Source organism: Corynebacterium ihumii, assembly GCF_028609825.1.
GTDB classification, from domain to species: Bacteria; Actinomycetota; Actinomycetes; order Mycobacteriales; family Mycobacteriaceae; genus Corynebacterium; species Corynebacterium afermentans.
The window spans coordinates 1,795,504-1,813,277 of sequence record NZ_CP063190.1 but is presented as its reverse complement, the minus strand read 5'-3'; the positions used below and the strand labels follow the sequence as shown (position 1 = coordinate 1,813,277).

The 17,774-nt window shown below is 64.5% G+C and carries 17 protein-coding genes and 3 tRNA genes; 9 read left to right on the top strand and 11 right to left on the bottom strand.

From position 1 onward, the window contains the following. Window positions 1-26 precede the first annotated feature (26 nt). On the top strand, window positions 27-1,229 hold the full coding sequence (locus CIHUM_RS08815) for a DUF418 domain-containing protein (protein WP_034998114.1): 1,203 nt from the start codon (window positions 27-29) through the stop codon (window positions 1,227-1,229). A gap of 27 nt (window positions 1,230-1,256) precedes the next feature. On the opposite strand, the gene CIHUM_RS08810 is transcribed toward CIHUM_RS08815, so the two are convergent. Beyond that, window positions 1,257-1,329: transfer RNA gene (locus CIHUM_RS08810), tRNA-Lys, on the bottom strand. A 211-nt stretch (window positions 1,330-1,540) separates the two neighbouring features. Between CIHUM_RS08810 and CIHUM_RS08805 the strand changes: the two genes are divergently transcribed. After that, complete coding sequence (locus CIHUM_RS08805) at window positions 1,541-2,737, top strand: L,D-transpeptidase (RefSeq protein ID WP_034998117.1); 1,197 nt, start codon at window positions 1,541-1,543, stop codon at window positions 2,735-2,737. 149 nt (window positions 2,738-2,886) lie between these two features. Here CIHUM_RS08805 and CIHUM_RS08800 read toward each other — a convergent pair. The 6 genes from CIHUM_RS08800 to CIHUM_RS08775 all read right to left on the bottom strand — a co-directional run bounded on the left by CIHUM_RS08800 (window position 2,887) and on the right by CIHUM_RS08775 (window position 6,632). Next, window positions 2,887-2,962 (bottom strand) — tRNA-His (locus CIHUM_RS08800). Window positions 2,963-3,009: 47 nt separating this feature from the next. After that, complete coding sequence (orn, locus tag CIHUM_RS08795; RefSeq protein ID WP_034998119.1) at window positions 3,010-3,639, bottom strand: oligoribonuclease; 630 nt, start codon at window positions 3,637-3,639, stop codon at window positions 3,010-3,012. Further along, window positions 3,640-4,446, bottom strand: a complete 807-nt coding sequence (cmrA, locus tag CIHUM_RS08790) for a mycolate reductase (protein ID WP_034998122.1) — start codon at window positions 4,444-4,446, stop codon at window positions 3,640-3,642. Between the two features lie 10 nt (window positions 4,447-4,456). Next, entirely contained in the window at window positions 4,457-4,771 is a 315-nt protein-coding gene (locus CIHUM_RS08785) for a transcriptional regulator (protein ID WP_034998125.1), read from the bottom strand. Continuing rightward, window positions 4,768-5,193, bottom strand: a complete 426-nt coding sequence (locus CIHUM_RS08780) for a hypothetical protein (RefSeq protein WP_051106316.1) — start codon at window positions 5,191-5,193, stop codon at window positions 4,768-4,770. Before CIHUM_RS08780 ends, CIHUM_RS08785 begins: the two co-directional genes overlap by 4 nt. A 41-nt stretch (window positions 5,194-5,234) precedes the next feature. Next, window positions 5,235-6,632, bottom strand: a complete 1,398-nt coding sequence (locus CIHUM_RS08775) for an MFS transporter (RefSeq protein ID WP_081634391.1) — start codon at window positions 6,630-6,632, stop codon at window positions 5,235-5,237. 232 nt (window positions 6,633-6,864) lie between these two features. Between CIHUM_RS08775 and CIHUM_RS08770 the strand changes: the two genes are divergently transcribed. After that, complete coding sequence (locus CIHUM_RS08770) at window positions 6,865-7,053, top strand: PspC domain-containing protein (RefSeq protein WP_074431983.1); 189 nt, start codon at window positions 6,865-6,867, stop codon at window positions 7,051-7,053. A gap of 20 nt (window positions 7,054-7,073) precedes the next feature. On the opposite strand, the gene CIHUM_RS08765 is transcribed toward CIHUM_RS08770, so the two are convergent. Then, window positions 7,074-7,147: transfer RNA gene (locus CIHUM_RS08765), tRNA-Arg, on the bottom strand. A gap of 55 nt (window positions 7,148-7,202) precedes the next feature. On the opposite strand from CIHUM_RS08765, the gene CIHUM_RS08760 reads away from it, so the two are divergent. The 5 genes from CIHUM_RS08760 to CIHUM_RS08740 all read left to right on the top strand — a co-directional run bounded on the left by CIHUM_RS08760 (window position 7,203) and on the right by CIHUM_RS08740 (window position 12,826). Next, on the top strand, window positions 7,203-9,185 hold the full coding sequence (locus tag CIHUM_RS08760) for a bifunctional copper resistance protein CopD/cytochrome c oxidase assembly protein (protein WP_034998133.1): 1,983 nt from the start codon (window positions 7,203-7,205) through the stop codon (window positions 9,183-9,185). Window positions 9,186-9,354: 169 nt separating this feature from the next. Continuing rightward, window positions 9,355-9,987 carry a single-stranded DNA-binding protein gene (locus CIHUM_RS08755; protein ID WP_051106317.1) on the top strand — a complete coding sequence of 211 codons (633 nt, stop codon included), beginning with the start codon at window positions 9,355-9,357 and terminating at the stop codon, window positions 9,985-9,987. Window positions 9,988-10,105: 118 nt separating this feature from the next. Then, window positions 10,106-11,776, top strand: a complete 1,671-nt coding sequence (ettA, locus tag CIHUM_RS08750) for an energy-dependent translational throttle protein EttA (protein WP_034998134.1) — start codon at window positions 10,106-10,108, stop codon at window positions 11,774-11,776. A gap of 9 nt (window positions 11,777-11,785) precedes the next feature. Beyond that, a complete protein-coding gene (locus CIHUM_RS08745) occupies window positions 11,786-12,199 on the top strand; it encodes an acyl-CoA thioesterase (protein WP_034998136.1) in 414 nt (137 codons plus the stop codon). Continuing rightward, window positions 12,200-12,826 carry a DUF8185 domain-containing protein gene (locus tag CIHUM_RS08740; protein ID WP_034998138.1) on the top strand — a complete coding sequence of 209 codons (627 nt, stop codon included), beginning with the start codon at window positions 12,200-12,202 and terminating at the stop codon, window positions 12,824-12,826. Here CIHUM_RS08740 and CIHUM_RS08735 read toward each other — a convergent pair. Together CIHUM_RS08735 and CIHUM_RS08730 are read right to left on the bottom strand one after the other, a co-directional pair. Beyond that, the gene (locus tag CIHUM_RS08735; RefSeq protein WP_034998141.1) at window positions 12,823-13,236 is read right to left on the bottom strand and encodes a globin; all 414 of its coding nucleotides are present in this window, start codon (window positions 13,234-13,236) and stop codon (window positions 12,823-12,825) included. The genes CIHUM_RS08740 and CIHUM_RS08735 overlap by 4 nt on opposite strands. Further along, window positions 13,220-14,176: a mechanosensitive ion channel family protein gene (locus CIHUM_RS08730; protein WP_051106318.1), complete on the bottom strand. Its 957-nt coding sequence runs from the start codon at window positions 14,174-14,176 to the stop codon at window positions 13,220-13,222. The genes CIHUM_RS08735 and CIHUM_RS08730 overlap by 17 nt, the downstream gene beginning before the upstream one ends. A 65-nt stretch (window positions 14,177-14,241) precedes the next feature. Here CIHUM_RS08730 and CIHUM_RS08725 point away from each other — a divergent pair, with 65 nt between their 5' ends. Next, a complete protein-coding gene (locus CIHUM_RS08725; protein ID WP_034998143.1) occupies window positions 14,242-15,384 on the top strand; it encodes a cystathionine gamma-synthase in 1,143 nt (380 codons plus the stop codon). On the opposite strand, the gene pepN is transcribed toward CIHUM_RS08725, so the two are convergent. Beyond that, a complete protein-coding gene (gene pepN / locus CIHUM_RS08720) occupies window positions 15,371-17,764 on the bottom strand; it encodes an aminopeptidase N (protein ID WP_034998146.1) in 2,394 nt (797 codons plus the stop codon). The two genes, CIHUM_RS08725 and pepN, sit on opposite strands and share 14 nt — an antisense overlap. Between the last annotated feature and the right edge of the window lie 10 nt (window positions 17,765-17,774).

Below are 17,774 nucleotides of genomic sequence, written 5' to 3'. Positions count from 1 at the left end.
TGGCCTGCGGGAATAGACTTACAGGTGTGAAGGAAAACCAGCGGCTCATCGTCTCGGATCTCGCTCGCGGCATGGCGCTGCTCGGCATCGCGATGGCGAACACGCTCCAAAGCTGGATCGTCAACGCCTACTGCGCGGCGGACGCGCCGGGCTGGTCCATCGGCGGCATCAATCCCAACAGCGCCCTTGACGCCTGGGCGGCGGTGTTTACTACCATGTTCGTGCGCGTGCGCGGTCTGCCGATGTTTTCTACCTTGCTGGGGATCGGCCTCGGCATGGTCGCCGCTAGCCTGGTGCGGAAAGGATACGGCCCTGCCGAGTCGCGCCGGATCCTGCTGCGCCGCTACGCGTGGCTCGGGGTGTTCGGTCTGGCGCACATGTTCCTTATCTTCTACAACGAGATCATGTTCGCTTACGGGCTGGTCGGGGTGGGGCTGGCGGTGGTGTACCGGATGGCGTCGAAAAGCTTGCGGCGCATCGCCTACGTCATCCTCGGCTGCTTCGCGGCTTTTTGCGCGTCGGGCGCCCTCGGCGCCTTCTACGGCTACTTTGACCCGCACAGCACCCGGGATCAGCTGAGCACGGACCTGACCACGTTCGGCGCGTACTTCAGCACCAACGCGCACTCGGCGGTCGGCTACGTGCAGGGGATCTGGTTCATTGCTATTGAGCTGTTCGCGCTCGCCGTCATCGGGGTGGTGTGGGCGCGGGAGCGAGTGCTTTTCGACGTCCACGCGCACCGGCGCACCCTCACCACCTGGACGTGGATCGCCGTGGCCGTCGTGTTGCTCGTCGGCGTGCCGTGGGGGCTCTCGATTAACGGGGTGCTGCCAGCCGAGCTAGAGCCGGTGTTCTACATGCTCAACCAGGGCTTCGGCTTCCTCACTGGCCCCGGCATCATCGCGGGCCTGGCGCTGGCGACCGAGCATCTCCACAACCGCGTGCCCGGGTGGTCGCGCGCATTCGTGGCACTGGGGCGACGCTCCATGTCCGGCTACATCGCACAGTCGTTTCTGTTTCTGCTGCTGGTGATCCCGGCCGGGCTAGGGCTGTGGCAGGACGCCGGGCTCGCCGGCAAGCTCCTCGCCGGCACGGTGGTGTGGTTGATCACGCTCGCGCTCGCCGTGGCGTTGGAGGCGACGGGCAGGCGAGGGCCCTTCGAGTGGCTGCACCGGCGCCTGTCCTACGGGGCGACGGGGAGGATAGAACAAAACGAGGCCAGCAGGTAACATTCCCACTGGCCTCGCCACATATTGTGCGCCATCAGGGAATCGAACCCCGAACCCACTGATTAAGAGTCAGTTGCTCTGCCAATTGAGCTAATGGCGCGTATTTTGTTTTTCTCTGTTGCTCTCGGCAACGAAAAGAAACTGTATCACCCACTCGTCTTAGCGTGAAATCGGCTGGTCATCGGGCAAAAATGGCCCATAGTTAATGAGAGTAAAAAACACGCATGACAATAGTGGATTTTGGCTGGTAAGGGGATAGAGTGTGGGGGATTCGAAAACCCAGTGTTGTCCAGATAGTTGAGGGGTAAGCCGTGGTCCGTCGAGTGGTACGCGCCTGTGCGCTGGTAGCTGCAGCGGCGACGCTGACGTCGTGCACCATCGGGGACACCGGCAGGCTAGAGCCGGCCGCGCACACCTCTGACGCCTCGCTGGTGGAAAAGACCACCGAGAAGGCCTCGCCGCGCCCGCCCAAAGTCAACGTGGCAAACGGGGAGACCGGAGTCGCGCCGCTGGATCCGATTACGGTGACCGCCGCTGCCGGGTTGTCCTCGGTGACCATGACCAACGAGGCCGGCAAAGAGGTCGAGGGCGAATTCGGCGACGACAAGTCCGAGTGGTCCGTCACCGAGCCGCTCGGCTACGGCCGCACCTACACCGTGGAAGCCCGGGACAAGGAAGGCCAAAAGGTGGTCTCTTCGTTTACCACGCTGACCCCGGACGCGACCGTGAATTCCTACATCGGCCCGCTGGACGGCGCGACTGTCGGCGTGGCCCAGGCCGTGACCATCCGCTTCGATAGCCCCGTGCAAGACACCAAGGCGATGGAGGAGCACATCGATGTGGAGACCTCCAACGACACCGAAGGTGCGTTCTTCTGGCTGGACCCCTACGAGGTGCGCTGGCGACCAAAGGACTACTGGGAGCCCGGCACCGAAGTCAGCGTGAAGGTGGACATCTACGGCGAGAAGCTGGGCAAGGGCCTCTACGGCGGCGGGGACAACGAGACCAACTTCACCATTGGCGACAAGGTGGAGGCCGTGGTGGACAACGCCGACAAGATGCTGCGCGTGTACTCGGGCGACGAGCTGGTCAAGGAGTTCCCGATTTCGCTGGGCACCGACGGCCAGTACGACACCCCCAACGGGGTGTATGTGGTCGGCGACGAGCACGAGAAGCTGACCATGGATTCGCGCTCCTTCGGCCTAGCGCTGGACGCCGGCGGCTACGTCACGCCGGTGGACTACGCCACGCAGCTGTCCTACTCCGGCATCTACCTGCACTCCGCCCCGTGGGCGCTCGGCGCGATGGGCAGCTACAACCAGTCGCACGGCTGCATCAACGCCTCCTATGACAACGCGCAGTGGTTCCAGAACTTTGTGAAGCGTGGCGACCCGGTGGTGGTGAAGAACACCGCCGGGGGCACGCTCACGCCTTACGACGGCCTGGGCTACTGGAACCTCGATTGGGAGCAGCGCTCCGGCGGTTCGGGGGATCCGCTGTACGAGTAGGGGTGTGCTGTTTTGGGAATGTGGCAAATATTTGCCACATTGCTAAAACGGGACACCCGCAGCCGCAACCCGGGCGACCAAACCAGGGACCAACCAGGCGCCAACGACGAAGACCTGGCCCGCGAATCCGCAGGCCAGGCCTTAAACTTTGGGGTGGCTGACGGGACTCGAACCCGCGACACCCAGGATCACAACCTGGTGCTCTACCAGCTGAACTACAGCCACCATCGCTGTTTTTGCAGCGGGAACTACCTTAGCCCCTCACCGTGTTTTCACAAAAACGGCTGGTAGGCGTCGGTTGCGCCTGCGGCCGCATCAACGGCGGCCTCCGTATCCGGCCCGGGGGCGGGCACGAACACCGCGCGGCGGTAGTAATCCAGCTCGCGGATGGACTCCACGATGTCCGCCAGCGCGCGGTGTGCCATGCCTTTTTGCGGCTGGTTGAAGTAAGCCTTGGGGAACCAGCGGCGCGACAGCTCCTTCACCGTGGACACGTCGATCATGCGGTAGTGCAGCGCGGCGTCGAGGCGCGGCATCTGCGCCTTGATGAACGTGCGGTCGGTGGCGATTGAGTTGCCGGCGAGCGGTGCGGGGTGTGCGGGATCGCAATGCTTCTCCACGAGCTCGAGCACCGCACCCTCCGCCTCCTCGATGCTGACCGTGGACGCCTTGATGTCGTCCAGCAGCCCGTTGTCGGAGTGCATCTGGGTGACAAAGTCGTCCATTTCGGCGAGCTTGGCGTCGGTGGCGTGCACGACCAGGTCCACGCCTTCGTCGATAATGTTCAGCTCAGCGTCCGTGACCAGGGCCGCGACCTCCACGATGACGTGGCGGGAGGGATCCAGCCCTGTCATCTCCAGATCCACCCAGACGATGCGGTTGTCTTTGGCGGCGATGTCCATCTATTCCTCTCCCATCTGTGCGTAGAACTTGCCCATGATCGGCGGCAGCCACCCGCGCGGGGCGTAGTTGGAGACCACATCCATGGCCTTGGAAAGCGGGCCGGGCACGATGCGGCGACGGTTCTTGCGCATCGCGTTGATCGTGTCGGCGGCGCAGGACTCGTAGGTGGTCCATAAGAAATCCGGCACGACCTTGTCCACGATGGACTGCTCTTCTTCCGGGATGTACGCCTCGCGCACCGGGCCGGGCGCGAGCAGTGTGACGTGCACGCCGGAATCTTTGAGCTCGTAGTGCAGCGCCTCGGTGAACTGGTTCACGCCGGCCTTGGTGAACACGTAGGTGGCGTTGTTCGGGATGGGCAGGTTGCCGGCGGCGGAGCCGACGTTGCACAACGCGCCCTCGCCGCGCGGCACCATCTGGTCCAGCACCGCCTTGGTAATGCGGAACACCGCCGTGGCGTTGAGGTTGAACTGGTTCGTCTCGTACTCCCAGTCCTGGGCCATGAACGGTCCGAAGCTGGCTATGCCTGCCGAGTTCACGCAGATCGAAACAGTGCGGTTAGCGATGTGCTCAATCAGGGCGTCCACGTCGCGCGCCTTGGACAGGTCCCCGGCGAAGATTTCGACATCGATGCCGTGGGCGAGCGAGAGCTCGTCGCCAAGCTTTTGCAGTACCTCTTGGCGCCTCGCCACAAGGATGATGTTGTGGCCTTCAGCGGCGAGCTGGCGTGCGATGGCCTCGCCGATGCCTTGGCTCGCGCCGGTGATCAGCGCGAACGCGCCGGGTGCAGGTGCGGGAAAACTCATGAGGACGAATCTACCCGCCCGCGATCTCGCGCAACGCGGCCGTGTGGTTTTCAAAGGCATGCGCGCCCGTTGCGGTGAGCGTGACCCACACCGTGTCCTTCGCGCGGGATGAGCCGTACTCGCGGAAGCGCGTGACGTAGCCGTGCTCCTCCAGCGTGGCTAGCTGCTTCGACAGCGCGGAATCAGACAGGTCCGCCTTGTCTTTCAGCGAGCTGAAGCGCATCTCGTGCCGGGACGTTTGCTTCTCGACGGCTCCCGCCCCGTACAGCGCCGCACAAATCTTCAGCCGCGCCAGGGGGTGAATGACGGGGTCGATGTCGTTCATCGGTTCCTGCTTTCGTGGATCATGACAGCCGTGAACACGATCGCTGTGACCACGCCGGCGATGACCCCGCCAACCACGCTTCCTTCGGGGACGAACCAGATCAGCGGCATCATGAACGCGGGGGCGAGAGCTGCGGCCCAGTTCGTTTTAGGGTCCTCCTGCAGCGGCTGCTTCATGCTCGGGCGCACGTTGCGGTTGTTGTCCCAGACAGCGAGCGCGATGCAGGCGATGCCGATGAGCACGAACAGCACCCACCAGTACTTCCAGCCGATGATCGTGCCGGCGATCGTGATGCCGAAACTGGTGCCGAGGATGGCGTATGCCCACGGCGGTGTGCGCTTGTGCTGGGTGTTGTGCTCGATTCCGTCGATCTGCTCGAGGGCGGCGCGGGCCTCTTCTGGGGAGACTGCGTTGCTTTCCATGTCTGCAAGTATGTCACTTGCCGAGGTGGAAAGCAAGGGTTTTAAATTTCGTGCATCTCCTGGTCCTTGGTCTCGTGTGTGGAGAGGATCGCCACCAGGGAAATCGCGGTGACAACCACCAGGTAGTAGCCCACCGCCTTCGGGCCGTACTGGGCGTTGAGTGCCGTCGCGATGAACGGGGCGATCGCCGCGCCCAGAATCGAGGAGACGTTGTAGGCGATGCCGGAGCCGGTGTAGCGCACGTTGGAGGGGAACAGCTCCGGCAAAATCGCCGACATCGGCCCGAAGATGAAGCCCATCAGGATCATGCCGATGAACAGGAAAACGCCTAAGGAAACCATGGTGAACGTCTCCGGGTTGAGCAGCCACTTGAAGCACAGGCCGTAGACGATGATCGCCGCGGAAGTCAGGCCCAGCGTCGGGCGACGGCCGTACGTGTCAGCGAAGTGCGCCGAGACCGGGATGCCGAGGATGAAGCCGAAGATGCACACCAGCTGCAGCTTGAGGAAGGTCGGGTACTCGATGCCCAGGCCCACGCCCTCTTCGGCGGAGCCGATGCCGTAGGACAAAAACCAAGTGGTCACGATGTAGAACAGCGTGTAGCAGCCGACCATGATGAACGTGCCCTGGATCAGCGGCTTCCAAGCGGTCTTGAACACCTCGGTCAGTGGGGAGGCGGCCTTCTGGTCGGACTGTTCCACCTGCTGGAACACCGGGGTCTCCTCAACCTGCAGGCGCACCCACAGGCCGATAATGACCATCACGATGGACAGCAGGAACGGGATGCGCCAGCCCCATGCCATGAACGCGCCCTCGAAATCGCCGGAGGTGTGGCCCAGTACCGTGACCAGGATCAGGAACAGGCCGTTGGCCAGCAGGAAACCGAACGGCGCGCCCAGCTGCGGCCACATGCCGGCCCAGGCGCGGCGGCCCTTAGCTGCTGTTTCTGTGGACAGCAGCGCCGCGCCGGACCACTCGCCGCCCAGGCCCAGACCCTGGCAGAAGCGCATCAGAGCCAGCAGCGCCGGGGCCCAAATGCCGGCCTGCGCGTAGGTGGGCAAAAGACCGATGACGAAGGTGGCGATGCCCATGGTCAGCAGCGCGCCGACGAGGGTGGCCTTGCGGCCGACCTTGTCGCCGAAGTGGCCGAACAGCACCGAGCCGAGCGGACGGGCGATAAACGCTAGACCGAACGTGGCAAAGGAGGACAAAAGGGCCACCGTGCTGGACTCCGACTTAGGGAAGAACAGGAACGGGAAGACGGCCACGGCTGCGGTGGCGTAGGCGTAGAAGTCGTAAAACTCGATCGTCGTGCCGATTGTGGACGCGATCTTGACGCGACGGCGCTCCTCCGGGGTGGTCTCGCGGAGCGCGGTGGGTGCCGCTGGTTGGGGAGTGGGGTGGTGTTCGACGCTGGTAGTCAGCGCCCGTCCTTTCATTCCACTGTGCGAGATAAATATCTCATTGAATGATTGTGAATGTACCACAGTGTGAGAAATGTGTCTCAAATTCGCGGTGGGCGGGCGAATGACGTTGTTAAGCGAAGGGGTGCTCTCGTAAAAGTTGACGATCGGGGTTCGCGGACGAGAATGAACGCGCAGGTTGCAGACTTATTGCCAGCGTCTCATGTAAAATCTCGCGAAAACCGGCAGCGCGGTACGGAGTTTCATAATGTCCCAGCGAGAAAAATGGCACCGAGTCGAAGAGGGCAAGCTCATAGCAGGGGTCTGTGCTGGAGTAGCTGAAACCTACGGAACCTCCGCCAACACGGTTAGGACCATTTACGTGATTGCCAGTCTCTGCGGGGCGCCCATGGTTATTGTCTACTTATTGCAGTGGGCTATCTACCCACGATATTGAGTGCTCAAGGCGGCAATTTGCGCCCCCAGCAGGATTCGAACCCGCGACCAGCCGGGTAGAAACCGGATGCTCTAATCCACTGAGCTATGGGGGCAATACCGGCTGATTGTAGTTATGGCTCAGCCCTGGGCGAAAGTAGGGTATGCGGCATGAATGCACCTGCGCGCACTCGCACCGTCGCCCCCGCTTGGCCGCTGTATTTGGCCGCGTTCGCCATCGCGGCCGTTGTCGCAGGCGCGGTGGGGGAGGCGTTCTCGGGCGGTTCCCTCGCGGAGCTGGGCATCCCGGACCCGGGCGCGGCCACCACGGTGGGTCTCCCAGCGCTGCGCGGCGTCGCGTGGCTGCTCATGGCGCTGGCGACGGGCTCGTTTCTGCTCTCGGCCTTCCTCATCCCGCCGAAGCAGACCCAAGAGGACCTCAACGGCGCGCGCCTGACCGTGGACGGGCACCTCGCCTCGCGCACCGGCGCCCACGCCAGCGCGGGCATCGCGCTGATTGGCCTGGTCATGATTCCGCTGGTGCTTTCCGACGTCTCCGGCCAGCCCCTCAACACCGTCCTGTTCGAGGCGGCCGCGTGGTCGCAGGCGCTGGACCAAGTGGCGGACGCGCGCGTGTGGCTCATCGTCGCGGCGTTTGCGGCGGTCGTCGCGGCGTTGGGGTACGCCGCGACCAGCTGGTGGTCCCAGGTCTGGCTGTTCCTCGGCGCGATTGTGGTGGTCATGCCGATCGCGCTGACGGGCCACTCGGCCACCGGCGGCGCGCACGACTTCGGCACCAACTCGCTGATCTGGCACCTCGTGGCCATGCTGCTTTGGGTCGGCGGGCTGATGGCGCTTGTCGCACATGCTTTACGACGCGGCCCCGGCCTTCCCGCCGCCACCCAGCGCTACTCACGCATCGCGCTGTTTTCCATCCTGGCCATGGCCGTCTCTGGTGTGGTCAACGCGCTGGTGCGGGTGCGCCTGCAGGACCTGACGCAGTACAACTACGGCTGGGTGCTGATTATCAAGACTGTCGGCATCATCGTTCTCGGCATGATCGGCTTTGTCCACCGCGAGCGCACCATCCCGCAGCTTCACACCCAACCGCGCGCATTTACCCGCCTCGCCGCGGGAGAGGTGCTCATCATGGCGGCGATTTCCGGCTTGGCGGTCACGCTCGGCCGCACCCCGCCCCCGCCGCCGCTGGACCCGAACTTAACCCGCATGCAGATCCAGATGGGCTACAACCTCACCGAGCCGCTGACCTGGACCAACTGGCTGACCACCTGGCGTCCGGAGCTGTTGTTCAGCGTGATTGCGATCCTGCTGGCGGCCTATTACCTGCACCTGGTCCGCCGGGTGGAGGGGTGGCCTGTTGCGCGCACGCTGTGGTGGTTGCTGGGCTGCGCAACGCTCGTCGTCACGCTGAGCTCCGGCATGGGCATGCACATGCCCGCTTCCTACTCGGCGCACATGACCGTCCACATGATCCTGTCCATGGGCGTGCCGGTGTTTCTGGTGCTCGGCGCGCCGCTGACACTTGTGCGCGAGGCGTACCCGGCCGGCGAGTTCAACCCGCGTCTGTGGGCCGAAAGCTTTCAGCGTTCAAAGTTCCTGCGCGTGGTGACGTTCTCGCCGGTGTCCACCATCCAGTTTTTGGTGTTCTTCTACGCCATGTACGTGATCCAGCCGTTCTACGAGCTCATGATCTCCGAGCACGCCGGGCACGTGATCATGAACGCTGTGTTCCTCATCTCCGGCTACCTCTACTTCTGGGAGCTCATCGGCCCCGACGAGATTCAAGGCCGCCCCACCGCGAAGGTGCGCCTGCTGTGGCTGTGGGTGTCCATGCCGTTCCACCTGTTCATGGGTGTCTACCTCATGCAGCTCGGCTCAGTGATGGGCGAGGATTTCTACCGCTCGCTGGAGCTGCCCTGGAACCCGGACTTGCTCAAAGTGCAGAAGGACGGCGGCGGCATCGCGTGGGCGTCCGGCTCCTTCCCGCTGGTGATCGTCTTCGGCGAGCTGTTCATCCGGTGGTGGCGCGAGGATAAGGCGGAAACGGCCGCCTCGGACCGCCGCGCGGAGGAGACCGACGACGAGGAATGGCGCCGCTACAACGAGATGCTTTCTCAAATTCATGGCCGCTAGCTGCGGATTGTGAATTTCTCAGGTTAAGTTATCCACAATTTGGCCGACCCCTTTTTCCGGTGTGTGTTTCGTGCGACTCTGCTCGCGCAGGGGGCAATTGCTTATCGACGCAAAGCTCCGCCCCCGCAACCGCACACCATCCGCACACACGCAGAAAGGGGCCAACCACATGGCCAACATCGACTACACGCTGCTCGGCAACCTCATCGCCGAGCCGCACTTCAAAACCTTCAACTCCGGCAACGCCGTGCTGCGCTTCCGCGTGGCCACCTCGGACGCGAAGAAAGAAAAGAACGACAACGGCAACGAGGTCTGGCGGGACTACAACCAGTTCTACGTCGACGTCGAGTGCTGGGGCCAGCTCGCGATCAACGCTGGCGCGTCGCTGCGCAAGGGCTTCCCGGTGATTGTCATCGGCAAGCTTGTCCACGAGTACTGGGAAGGCAAAGACGACAAGGGCGAGCCGGTCCTGCGGTCCAAGACCATGGTCAAAGCACGCCACGTGGCGTTCGATCTCGCGCGCTACCAGGTCAACTCGGTGCGCACGTCAGTCTCCGGCAACACGCTCGAAGGCCACGAGATGCCTCAGGCGATGGACGCCAAGGCGCTGAACAGGAAGCTCAACGGCGAGGAAGACGACAACCCCGAGCCGGAGAGCGGCTGGGATAGCCTGTCGGACACTCCGGCGGTGGAAGAGCACCGCGTCAGCGCAGAGGACGTCGACGGGGTGAGCCGCACCGACGCCGACACCGACACAGACACGGAAGGCGAGGAGCTCGCCGCCGCCGGCGCGCCCTTCTAATTTTGGTGCTTTTGCCCCGCCGCTTCCAGCGCGCTTTGGAAGCGGCGGGGCGCGCGTGCGCGTGATGTACCCTAAGTGCGGTATTCACCTCCGCACTCACCAACAAAGGGGATTCGTAGTGGCTGAGTTCATCTACACGATGAAAAACGTCCGCCGAGCCATCGGCGAGAAGGTCATCCTGGACAACGTCACCATGGCGTTTTACCCGGGCGCAAAGATCGGCGTCGTGGGCCCGAACGGCGCCGGTAAGTCGTCGCTGCTGAAGATCATGGCCGGCATCGACCAGCCGAACAACGGCGAGGCGTTCCTCCAGCCGGGCGCGTCCGTGGGCATCCTTTTGCAGGAGCCGCCGCTGAACGAGGAAAAGACCGTGCGCGGCAACGTCGAGGAAGGCCTCGGCGAGCTGTTTGAGAAAAAGCAGCGCTTCGAGCAGATCGCCGAGGAAATGGCGACGAACTACTCCGACGAGCTCATGGAAGAAATGGGCAAGCTGCAGGAAGAGCTCGACGCGGCCGACGCGTGGGAGATCGACTCCAAGATCGAGCAGGCCATGGAGGCCCTTCGCTGCCCGCCTTCCGACGCACCGGTGACCAACCTGTCCGGTGGCGAGCGCCGTCGAGTAGCACTTGCGAAACTGCTGCTGAGCGAACCGGACCTGCTGCTCCTCGACGAGCCCACCAACCACCTCGACGCCGAAAGTGTCCTGTGGCTGGAGAAGCACCTGCAGACCTACCCGGGCGCCGTGCTGGCCATTACCCACGACCGCTACTTCCTGGACAACGTCGCCGAGTGGATCTGCGAGGTCGACCGCGGCAAGCTCTACCCGTACGAGGGCAACTACTCCACCTACCTGGAGAAGAAGGCCGAGCGCCTCGAAGTCGCCGGCAAGAAGGACCAGAAGCTGCAGAAGCGCCTGAAGAAGGAACTGGACTGGGTCCGCTCCTCCGCGAAGGCCCGCCAGGCCAAGAACAAGGCCCGTCTGGAGCGCTACGAGGAGATGGCGGCAGAGGCCGAGCAGTACCGCAAGCTCGACTTCGAAGAAATCCAGATCCCCACCCCGCCGCGCCTGGGCAACAAGGTCGTCGAGGTGGAGGACCTGAACAAGGGCTTCGACGGCCGCGTGCTGATCAAGGACCTGTCGTTCACCCTGCCGCGCAACGGCATCGTCGGCGTGATCGGCCCCAACGGTGTGGGCAAGTCCACGCTGTTCAAGACCATCGTGGGCCTCGAGGAAACCGATTCCGGCTCCGTGGAGGTCGGCGACACCGTCAAGATCTCCTACGTTGACCAGAACCGCGAAAACATCAACCCGGAGGAGACCGTCTGGGAGGTCGTCTCCGACGGGCTGGACTACATCCACGTCGGCCAGAACGAAATGCCGTCGCGCGCCTACCTGTCCGCCTTCGGCTTCAAGGGCCCGGACCAGCAGAAGCCGTCCAAGGTGCTCTCCGGCGGCGAGCGCAACCGCCTGAACCTGGCGCTGACGCTGAAGCAGGGCGGCAACCTGATCCTGCTGGACGAGCCGACCAACGACCTCGACGTCGAAACGCTCGGCTCGCTGGAAAACGCGCTGCAGGCCTTCCCGGGCTGCGCCGTGGTGATCTCTCACGACCGTTGGTTCCTGGACCGCACCTGCACCCACATCCTCGCCTGGGAGGGCAACGTGGAAGAGGGCAAGTGGTTCTGGTTCGAGGGCAACTTCGGCGACTACGAGGCCAACAAGGTCGAGCGCCTCGGCGAGGAAGCCGCGAAGCCGTCGCGCGTCACCCACCGCAAGCTCACCCGATAGGAGTACCCCATGGCTGAGCCGAACAGGATCCACGTCCACACCATCCCGGTGCGCTGGAGCGACTTCGACCGCTACGGGCACGTGACCAACTCCGCCTACATCGAGCTCGCCCAGGAGGCGCGCCTGGCGTTCGCCCAGGAGTTCTTCTTCTCCCAGGGCCACGAGTTCGTGGTGTTCGTGCGCCGCCTCGAGGTGGACTACGTCCGCCCGATCCTGCCCAACACCACGGCCGTAACGGTGGAGACGCAGGTGGCCAACGTGGGCAACACCTCGTTCACCACCCGCCAGGAGATCAAGGACGCGCAGGGCAAGGTCTGCTGCGTGATCGAGTGCGTGCAGGTCACGGTGGATACCACCACGACCTCGCCGCGCGAGATCACGCAGAAGGAGATCGGCATCCTGTCGCAGACTGCCGGGGCGTAAGTGGTCGCGGTTCGGATTGAGCGCGGCGCGCGCGGGCTCACCGCGCTACTTTCGCGTGCGCTCGCGCTAGATGCCCAGGCGAGCGCGCGCATCCAGGAGGTGGGCGAGGGCCAGCTCGACGTCTTCGTCACCACGCCGTTTGATGCCATTGCTTCTCGACGCACCTCCGGCTCCACCACCCACCCCGGCGCCACCGTCAGCGCCCGCGCCATGCTCGACGCGTTAAAGGCTGGCGCAGCCGAGGTCGGCCCCGCACGCGACGCCGCCTGGCCCGGGGCCCTGCCGCCGGCCAGCGGCTTCATCGCGCGCGAGGAGGTCCCCATCGGCGTTGCCCGCCGCTTGGCGGACGAGGGCCGCAACCTGGCGCGGCAATTCTCCGGCCCGGCCGGCCCACCCCGCTCACTTCTCGACGGGGTAGTGCTCACCGCCGACGCCGACAGCGACGCACCGGTGGAGATCCCCATGCGGATGATCTTCGCCTGCACCGCACTGGGGCTGATCCCCGGCTTCGAAGCCCCCGCCGAGATCCCGCGCCATATGCGCGTCGCTACCTCCGGCAGCTGGGTGCGCCTAGACGCGCCGTTCGGCTCCGTCTACCGCAGCACCCGCCCCAAGCTGCTGTTCTAGTAGGCGCGCGGGCCCTGGTTGATCATCATGTATGCCACGCGCTGCATGTGGTTCCACATCTGGGCGCGGTAGGCGGGCGGGAGCTCGTCGTCAGAAAACTGCTCCATGGAATTGCCCATGAGCTCAAGCCAACGGTCCGCCTCGGCCTCGCCGATGGCGAACGGGAGGTGGCGCTTGCGCAGCATCGGGTTGCCGCGCTTTTCCTGGAAGAGGCGGGGGCCGCCCCAGTACTGCACCAAGAACCAGCGCAGGCGGTCCTGCGCGCCGTCCCAATCCTGGTCCGGGTACATCGGGCCGATGAGGTCGTCCTTTTTGACCTGGGTGTAAAAGCCTTCGACGAGGCGGCGGAAGAACGGGTCGCCACCGACGGCGTCGTAAAGCGTTTGCTCCTGCTTAGGACCGATTTCCATTGTTCTCCTTCATCTCTACAAGCACAGAATCCATCGCCGTGAGCACCACGTCCTGCTCGTGCAGCGCCGCGAGGATCCGGTGGTTCAAGTGGCGCGCCACGCCCCACTGCTCGCCCGGCATCGTGGTCACGGCAAGGCGGAAGGACACGTACGTCGGGTTGAACTCGCTGGGGCCAAGCATAGTCGGGGAGCCCAGGACCACATCGCGAATCTCCGGGTCCTGACACGCCGCCACAGCCGTGTCCTCGATGACGCGCGACACCTTGTCCGGGTTTGCCATGACAGACACCGGGATCTGCAGGCGCGCCGTGGAGAAGCGGGCGGAATGGTTACCCACCAGGTTGATGTCGCCGTTGCGCACATGCCACAGGGCGCCGTCGATGTCGCGCAGCGTGGTAATCCGCAGCGACATCTCCTCCACCTCGCCCACCACATCGCCGACCTGGATGGTGTCGCCGACGCCGAACTGGTTCTCAATGAGAATGAACATGCCGGAGAAGAAGTCCTTCACCAGCGACTGTGCGCCAAAACCGATAGCCACGCCAACCACGCCGGCGGAAGCGATCAGCGGCGCGACGTTCACGCCAAGCTGATCCAGCACGGCCAGCACCGCCCACGTCCAGATCACAATCGCGGCCACAGACCGGCCCACGTTGCCCAGTGTTTTCATGCGTTGCGCGCGGCGGGCTTCCTGTGCGCGGGACTGGAGAGTGTCGTCCACCTCCGGCGTGATCAAGGGCGTGCGCTCAATGCCGTGGCGTGTGGCGCGGTTGATTACTTTGCGCGCCACCCAGCTCAGCACCAGCGCCACGATGAGGATCAGCAGGATTTTCAGGGGGCGTTCCACCATGAGTTCGTGGGTGGCTGGGTCGTTCCACCAGTTGGTGACGCCGTCGACGGCGTCGTCGACCTTTTCGGCAGTTTCTGTTTGCGCTTTCATCGGGTCCCGAGTCTAGTGCATAAAAATGAAGCCTTAGTGAACCGCTTGGTCTACTGTTTGCAGACATGACTGGATTTGCTACCGACGCCATTCACGCCGGCTACGAACCCGACAGCCTGTACGGGCCGATCAACACGCCGATCTACGCCTCCACCACCTTCGCCCAGGACGGGCTGGCTCAGCTGCGCGGCGGCTACGAGTACACCCGCGTGGGCAACCCCACCGTCACCGCCTTAGAAAAGGCCGTCGCCGCTTTGGAGGGCGCCGAGTACGCCGTCGCGTACTCCTCGGGCATGGCGGCTATCGACGTCATCCTGCGCATCCTGCTCAAACCCGGCGACCACATCGTCGTGTCCAACGACGCGTACGGCGGCACCTACCGCCTGATCCAGCAGGTGTTCACGCAGTGGGGCGTGGAAAACACCGTGGTGGACATGACCAACCCGGAAGAAGTTGCTGCCGCCGTGCAGGACAACACCAAGGCCATCTGGGTGGAAACGCCGACGAACCCGATGCTGGACATCGTGGACATCGAGGCGATCGCGGCCGTGAAGCAGCAGGCCGCGCTGGTGGTGGACAACACCTTCGCCTCCCCGTACCTGCAAAAGCCGTTCGAGCTCGGGGCGGATGTGGTGGTGCACTCCACCACGAAGTACATCGGCGGCCACTCGGACGTCGTCGGCGGCATCGTCTGCGGCGACGATTCCCGCGTGCCCGGCTTTCACGAGCAGCTGCGCTTCTTCTTCGGCTGGGTTGGCGCTAACCCCTCGCCGTTCGACACCTACCTCACCGGCCGCGGCCTGAAGACGCTGTCGGTGCGCATGGACAAGCACTGCGACAACGCGGAGGCCGTCGCGAAGTTTCTCGACGCCCAGCCGCAGGTCGCCCGCGTGTGCTACCCGGGCCTTGAAACCCACCCTGGCCACGACGTCGCGGCGAAACAGATGACCCGCTTCGGCGGCATGGTCTCCGTGCTGTTCCAGACCACCGAGCAGGCCAAAACCTTCTACAAGTCCACCAAGCTGTTCTGCCTGGCGGAGTCCCTTGGCGGCGTGGAGAGCCTGCTCGAGCACCCCGCCACCATGACGCACGTTTCCGTCGCCGGTTCCGCGCTCGAGGTGCCGGGCGAGCTCGTGCGCATCTCGGTGGGCATCGAGGAGGAGGCCGACCTCATCGCCGACCTCGAGCAGGCGCTTACGCGCTTGTAGCGTCGACCTCGCGGTTGCGCACCGCGCGGGCGATGCGGTCCTGGCCCTCGGCGATGACGCGCTTCAACCCGGCCGGCGCATCGCCACCCAGCAGCGCATTTGCCTTGTCCACGGCCGCCGCGGTGACATCCCAGCGCGGGTACATGCCCTCGAGGGTGCGCTGCGCCATCTCGTTGGTGAGGCGATCCCACAGCGCGGGGGCTTGGCGGAAGTACTCGTCGGTCAGGCCCTCGAGCCCGTCGTAGGTGAACGTCAGGCCATCCATGAGGTAGCGGGCTTCGAGGTTGGTCAGGTCGTCTTCGACGAGCTTCTGCCAAGCCCATCGCTTATCGACGACAGCTCTCGCCCGCAGACGCGAAATCGCGCCCTCCGACGTGTTGTCCTGCTCCTTCTCCGCCGCTTCCAGCGGCAGGGCGCCGGCGGCGATGAGGTTGGTGATGGCCAGCCAGCGCACCTCCTGGTTATCCGAGCGCTCAAGCAGCTCCTTGAAATACGCGACGGTGTCCTCGGTGGGGGTCAGGCGTGCCAGCGCGCGGTCGAAGATGGCGGCCGGCTGCGCGCCGCGGAAGGCGGCGTTGAGCAAGTCCATGCCCTCGCCCTGCCAGGCGGGGTCGACGTACTGGCGCACCGCCTGCGTTGCCTGCGCCAGCAGGCGCTCCTGCACACTCGGGTGCGTCTCTGCGGCGGCGTGGGCGGCGACCAGCTTCACAAACTCGCGGGCGGCCAGCTCGCCGTCGCGCACCGACTCCCACAGCGACGACCAAATCACAGTCCGCGCCAACGGATCCTCGATCTCGCCGATGTGCTCCAGCGCAAACTTTTGGTGCTCCGGTGTCAGGCGCATCTTGGCGTAGGTCAGATCGTCGTCGTTGACAATCGCCAGGTCGTGTTCGACGCCGGCGAGCTCCGGGAGTTCGGTGCGTTCACCGTCGATGTCGGTCTCGATCTGCTTGACGCGGGTGACGGAGGCGTCGACAAGCTTGTAGAGCCCCACGCGCACACGGTGCGGGCGCGGATCCTCCTGCAGCACCGCAAAGCCCTCGCCGATCTCCGGGCGCAGCGTCGACGGACCCGTGGTGCGCAGCCACTTTTCCGCCCAGCCCGACAGGTCGCGGCCCGACGCCTCCTCGAGCGCGCCCAGCAGGTCGTCGAAGGTGGCGTTGGAGTAGGCGTGGTTGTCGAAGTGGCGCCGCACCCCTGCGAAGAACTCCTCGTAGCCCACGTACGCCTGCAGCTGCTTCAGCACGCTGGCACCCTTCGCGTAGGTGATGCCGTCGAAGTTCTGCTCCGCGGTCTCAATGTCCGGCGCGTCCGCCGCGATCGGGTGCGTCGACGGCAGCTGGTCCTGCTGGTACGCCCACGCCTTCTCCACGGACGCGAAAGTGGTCCACGCATCCGCGTACTCACCGATCGCGGTCTGCGCGGTGGCCGCGGACCAGGTGGCGAACGACTCGTTGAGCCACAGATCGTCCCACCACTGCATGGTCACCAGGTCGCCGAACCACATGTGCGCCATCTCGTGCAAGATGGTGTCGTTGCGGCGCTCCAGGCGGTACGGGGTGGGCTCGGAGGTGAACACGTACTCGTCGCGGTAGGTCACGCACCCGACGTGCTCCATCGCGCCCATGTTGTACTCCGGGCAGAACACCTGGTCGTACTTGTCGCCGAACGGGTAAGTGCGCCCGAAGTTGGCGTGGTAGAAGTCGAAGCCGTCCTTGGTCTGGCGGAACAGGCGCTCCGAATCCATGTGGGGGATCAGGCTGGCGCGCGCGTACAGGCCGAGCTCGATCGTCCTGCCGTCGCCGGCGTCGTAGGTGTCGGAGATGCGCTCAAACTCTCCGGCGCAGATCGCGATGAGATAGGTCGACAACGGGTAGTCGATCACCGTGGTCCAGGTGGAGGTGCCGTCGCCGTTGTCTGTGCGGGTGGCGGCTTCGTTGAGGATCACCGTGTAGCGCTCCGGCGCCTTCACGCTGACCTTGTAGGTGGCCTTCAAATCCGGCTGGTCGAAGCCGGCGAACACCTTCATCGCCATCGCCGGCTCGAACTGGGTGTACAGGTAGTCCTTGCCATCCACCGGGTCGGTGAACTTGTGCAGGCCCTCGCCGGTGCGGTTGTAGGCGTCGTGGGAGGTGACGACCAGGGTGTGGGCGCCGTCGTCAAGCGAAAGCTCCCGCCCCGTCTCCTCGCCGTCGAGGGTGGCCTCGAACCCGGCCGCGACCAGGTCGAAGTGGGTCGTGCCCGCCTTCGAATCGAAATGGACGGTGCTTACAGTGGTGAACTCGTCCGCCCCGGTGATGTCCACGGCGATGTCGTAGCGGACGTTGGAAATCAGTTCGGCGCGCGCCTGCGCGTCCTTGCGAGTCAAATTTGTCTTCATCTGCCCCAAC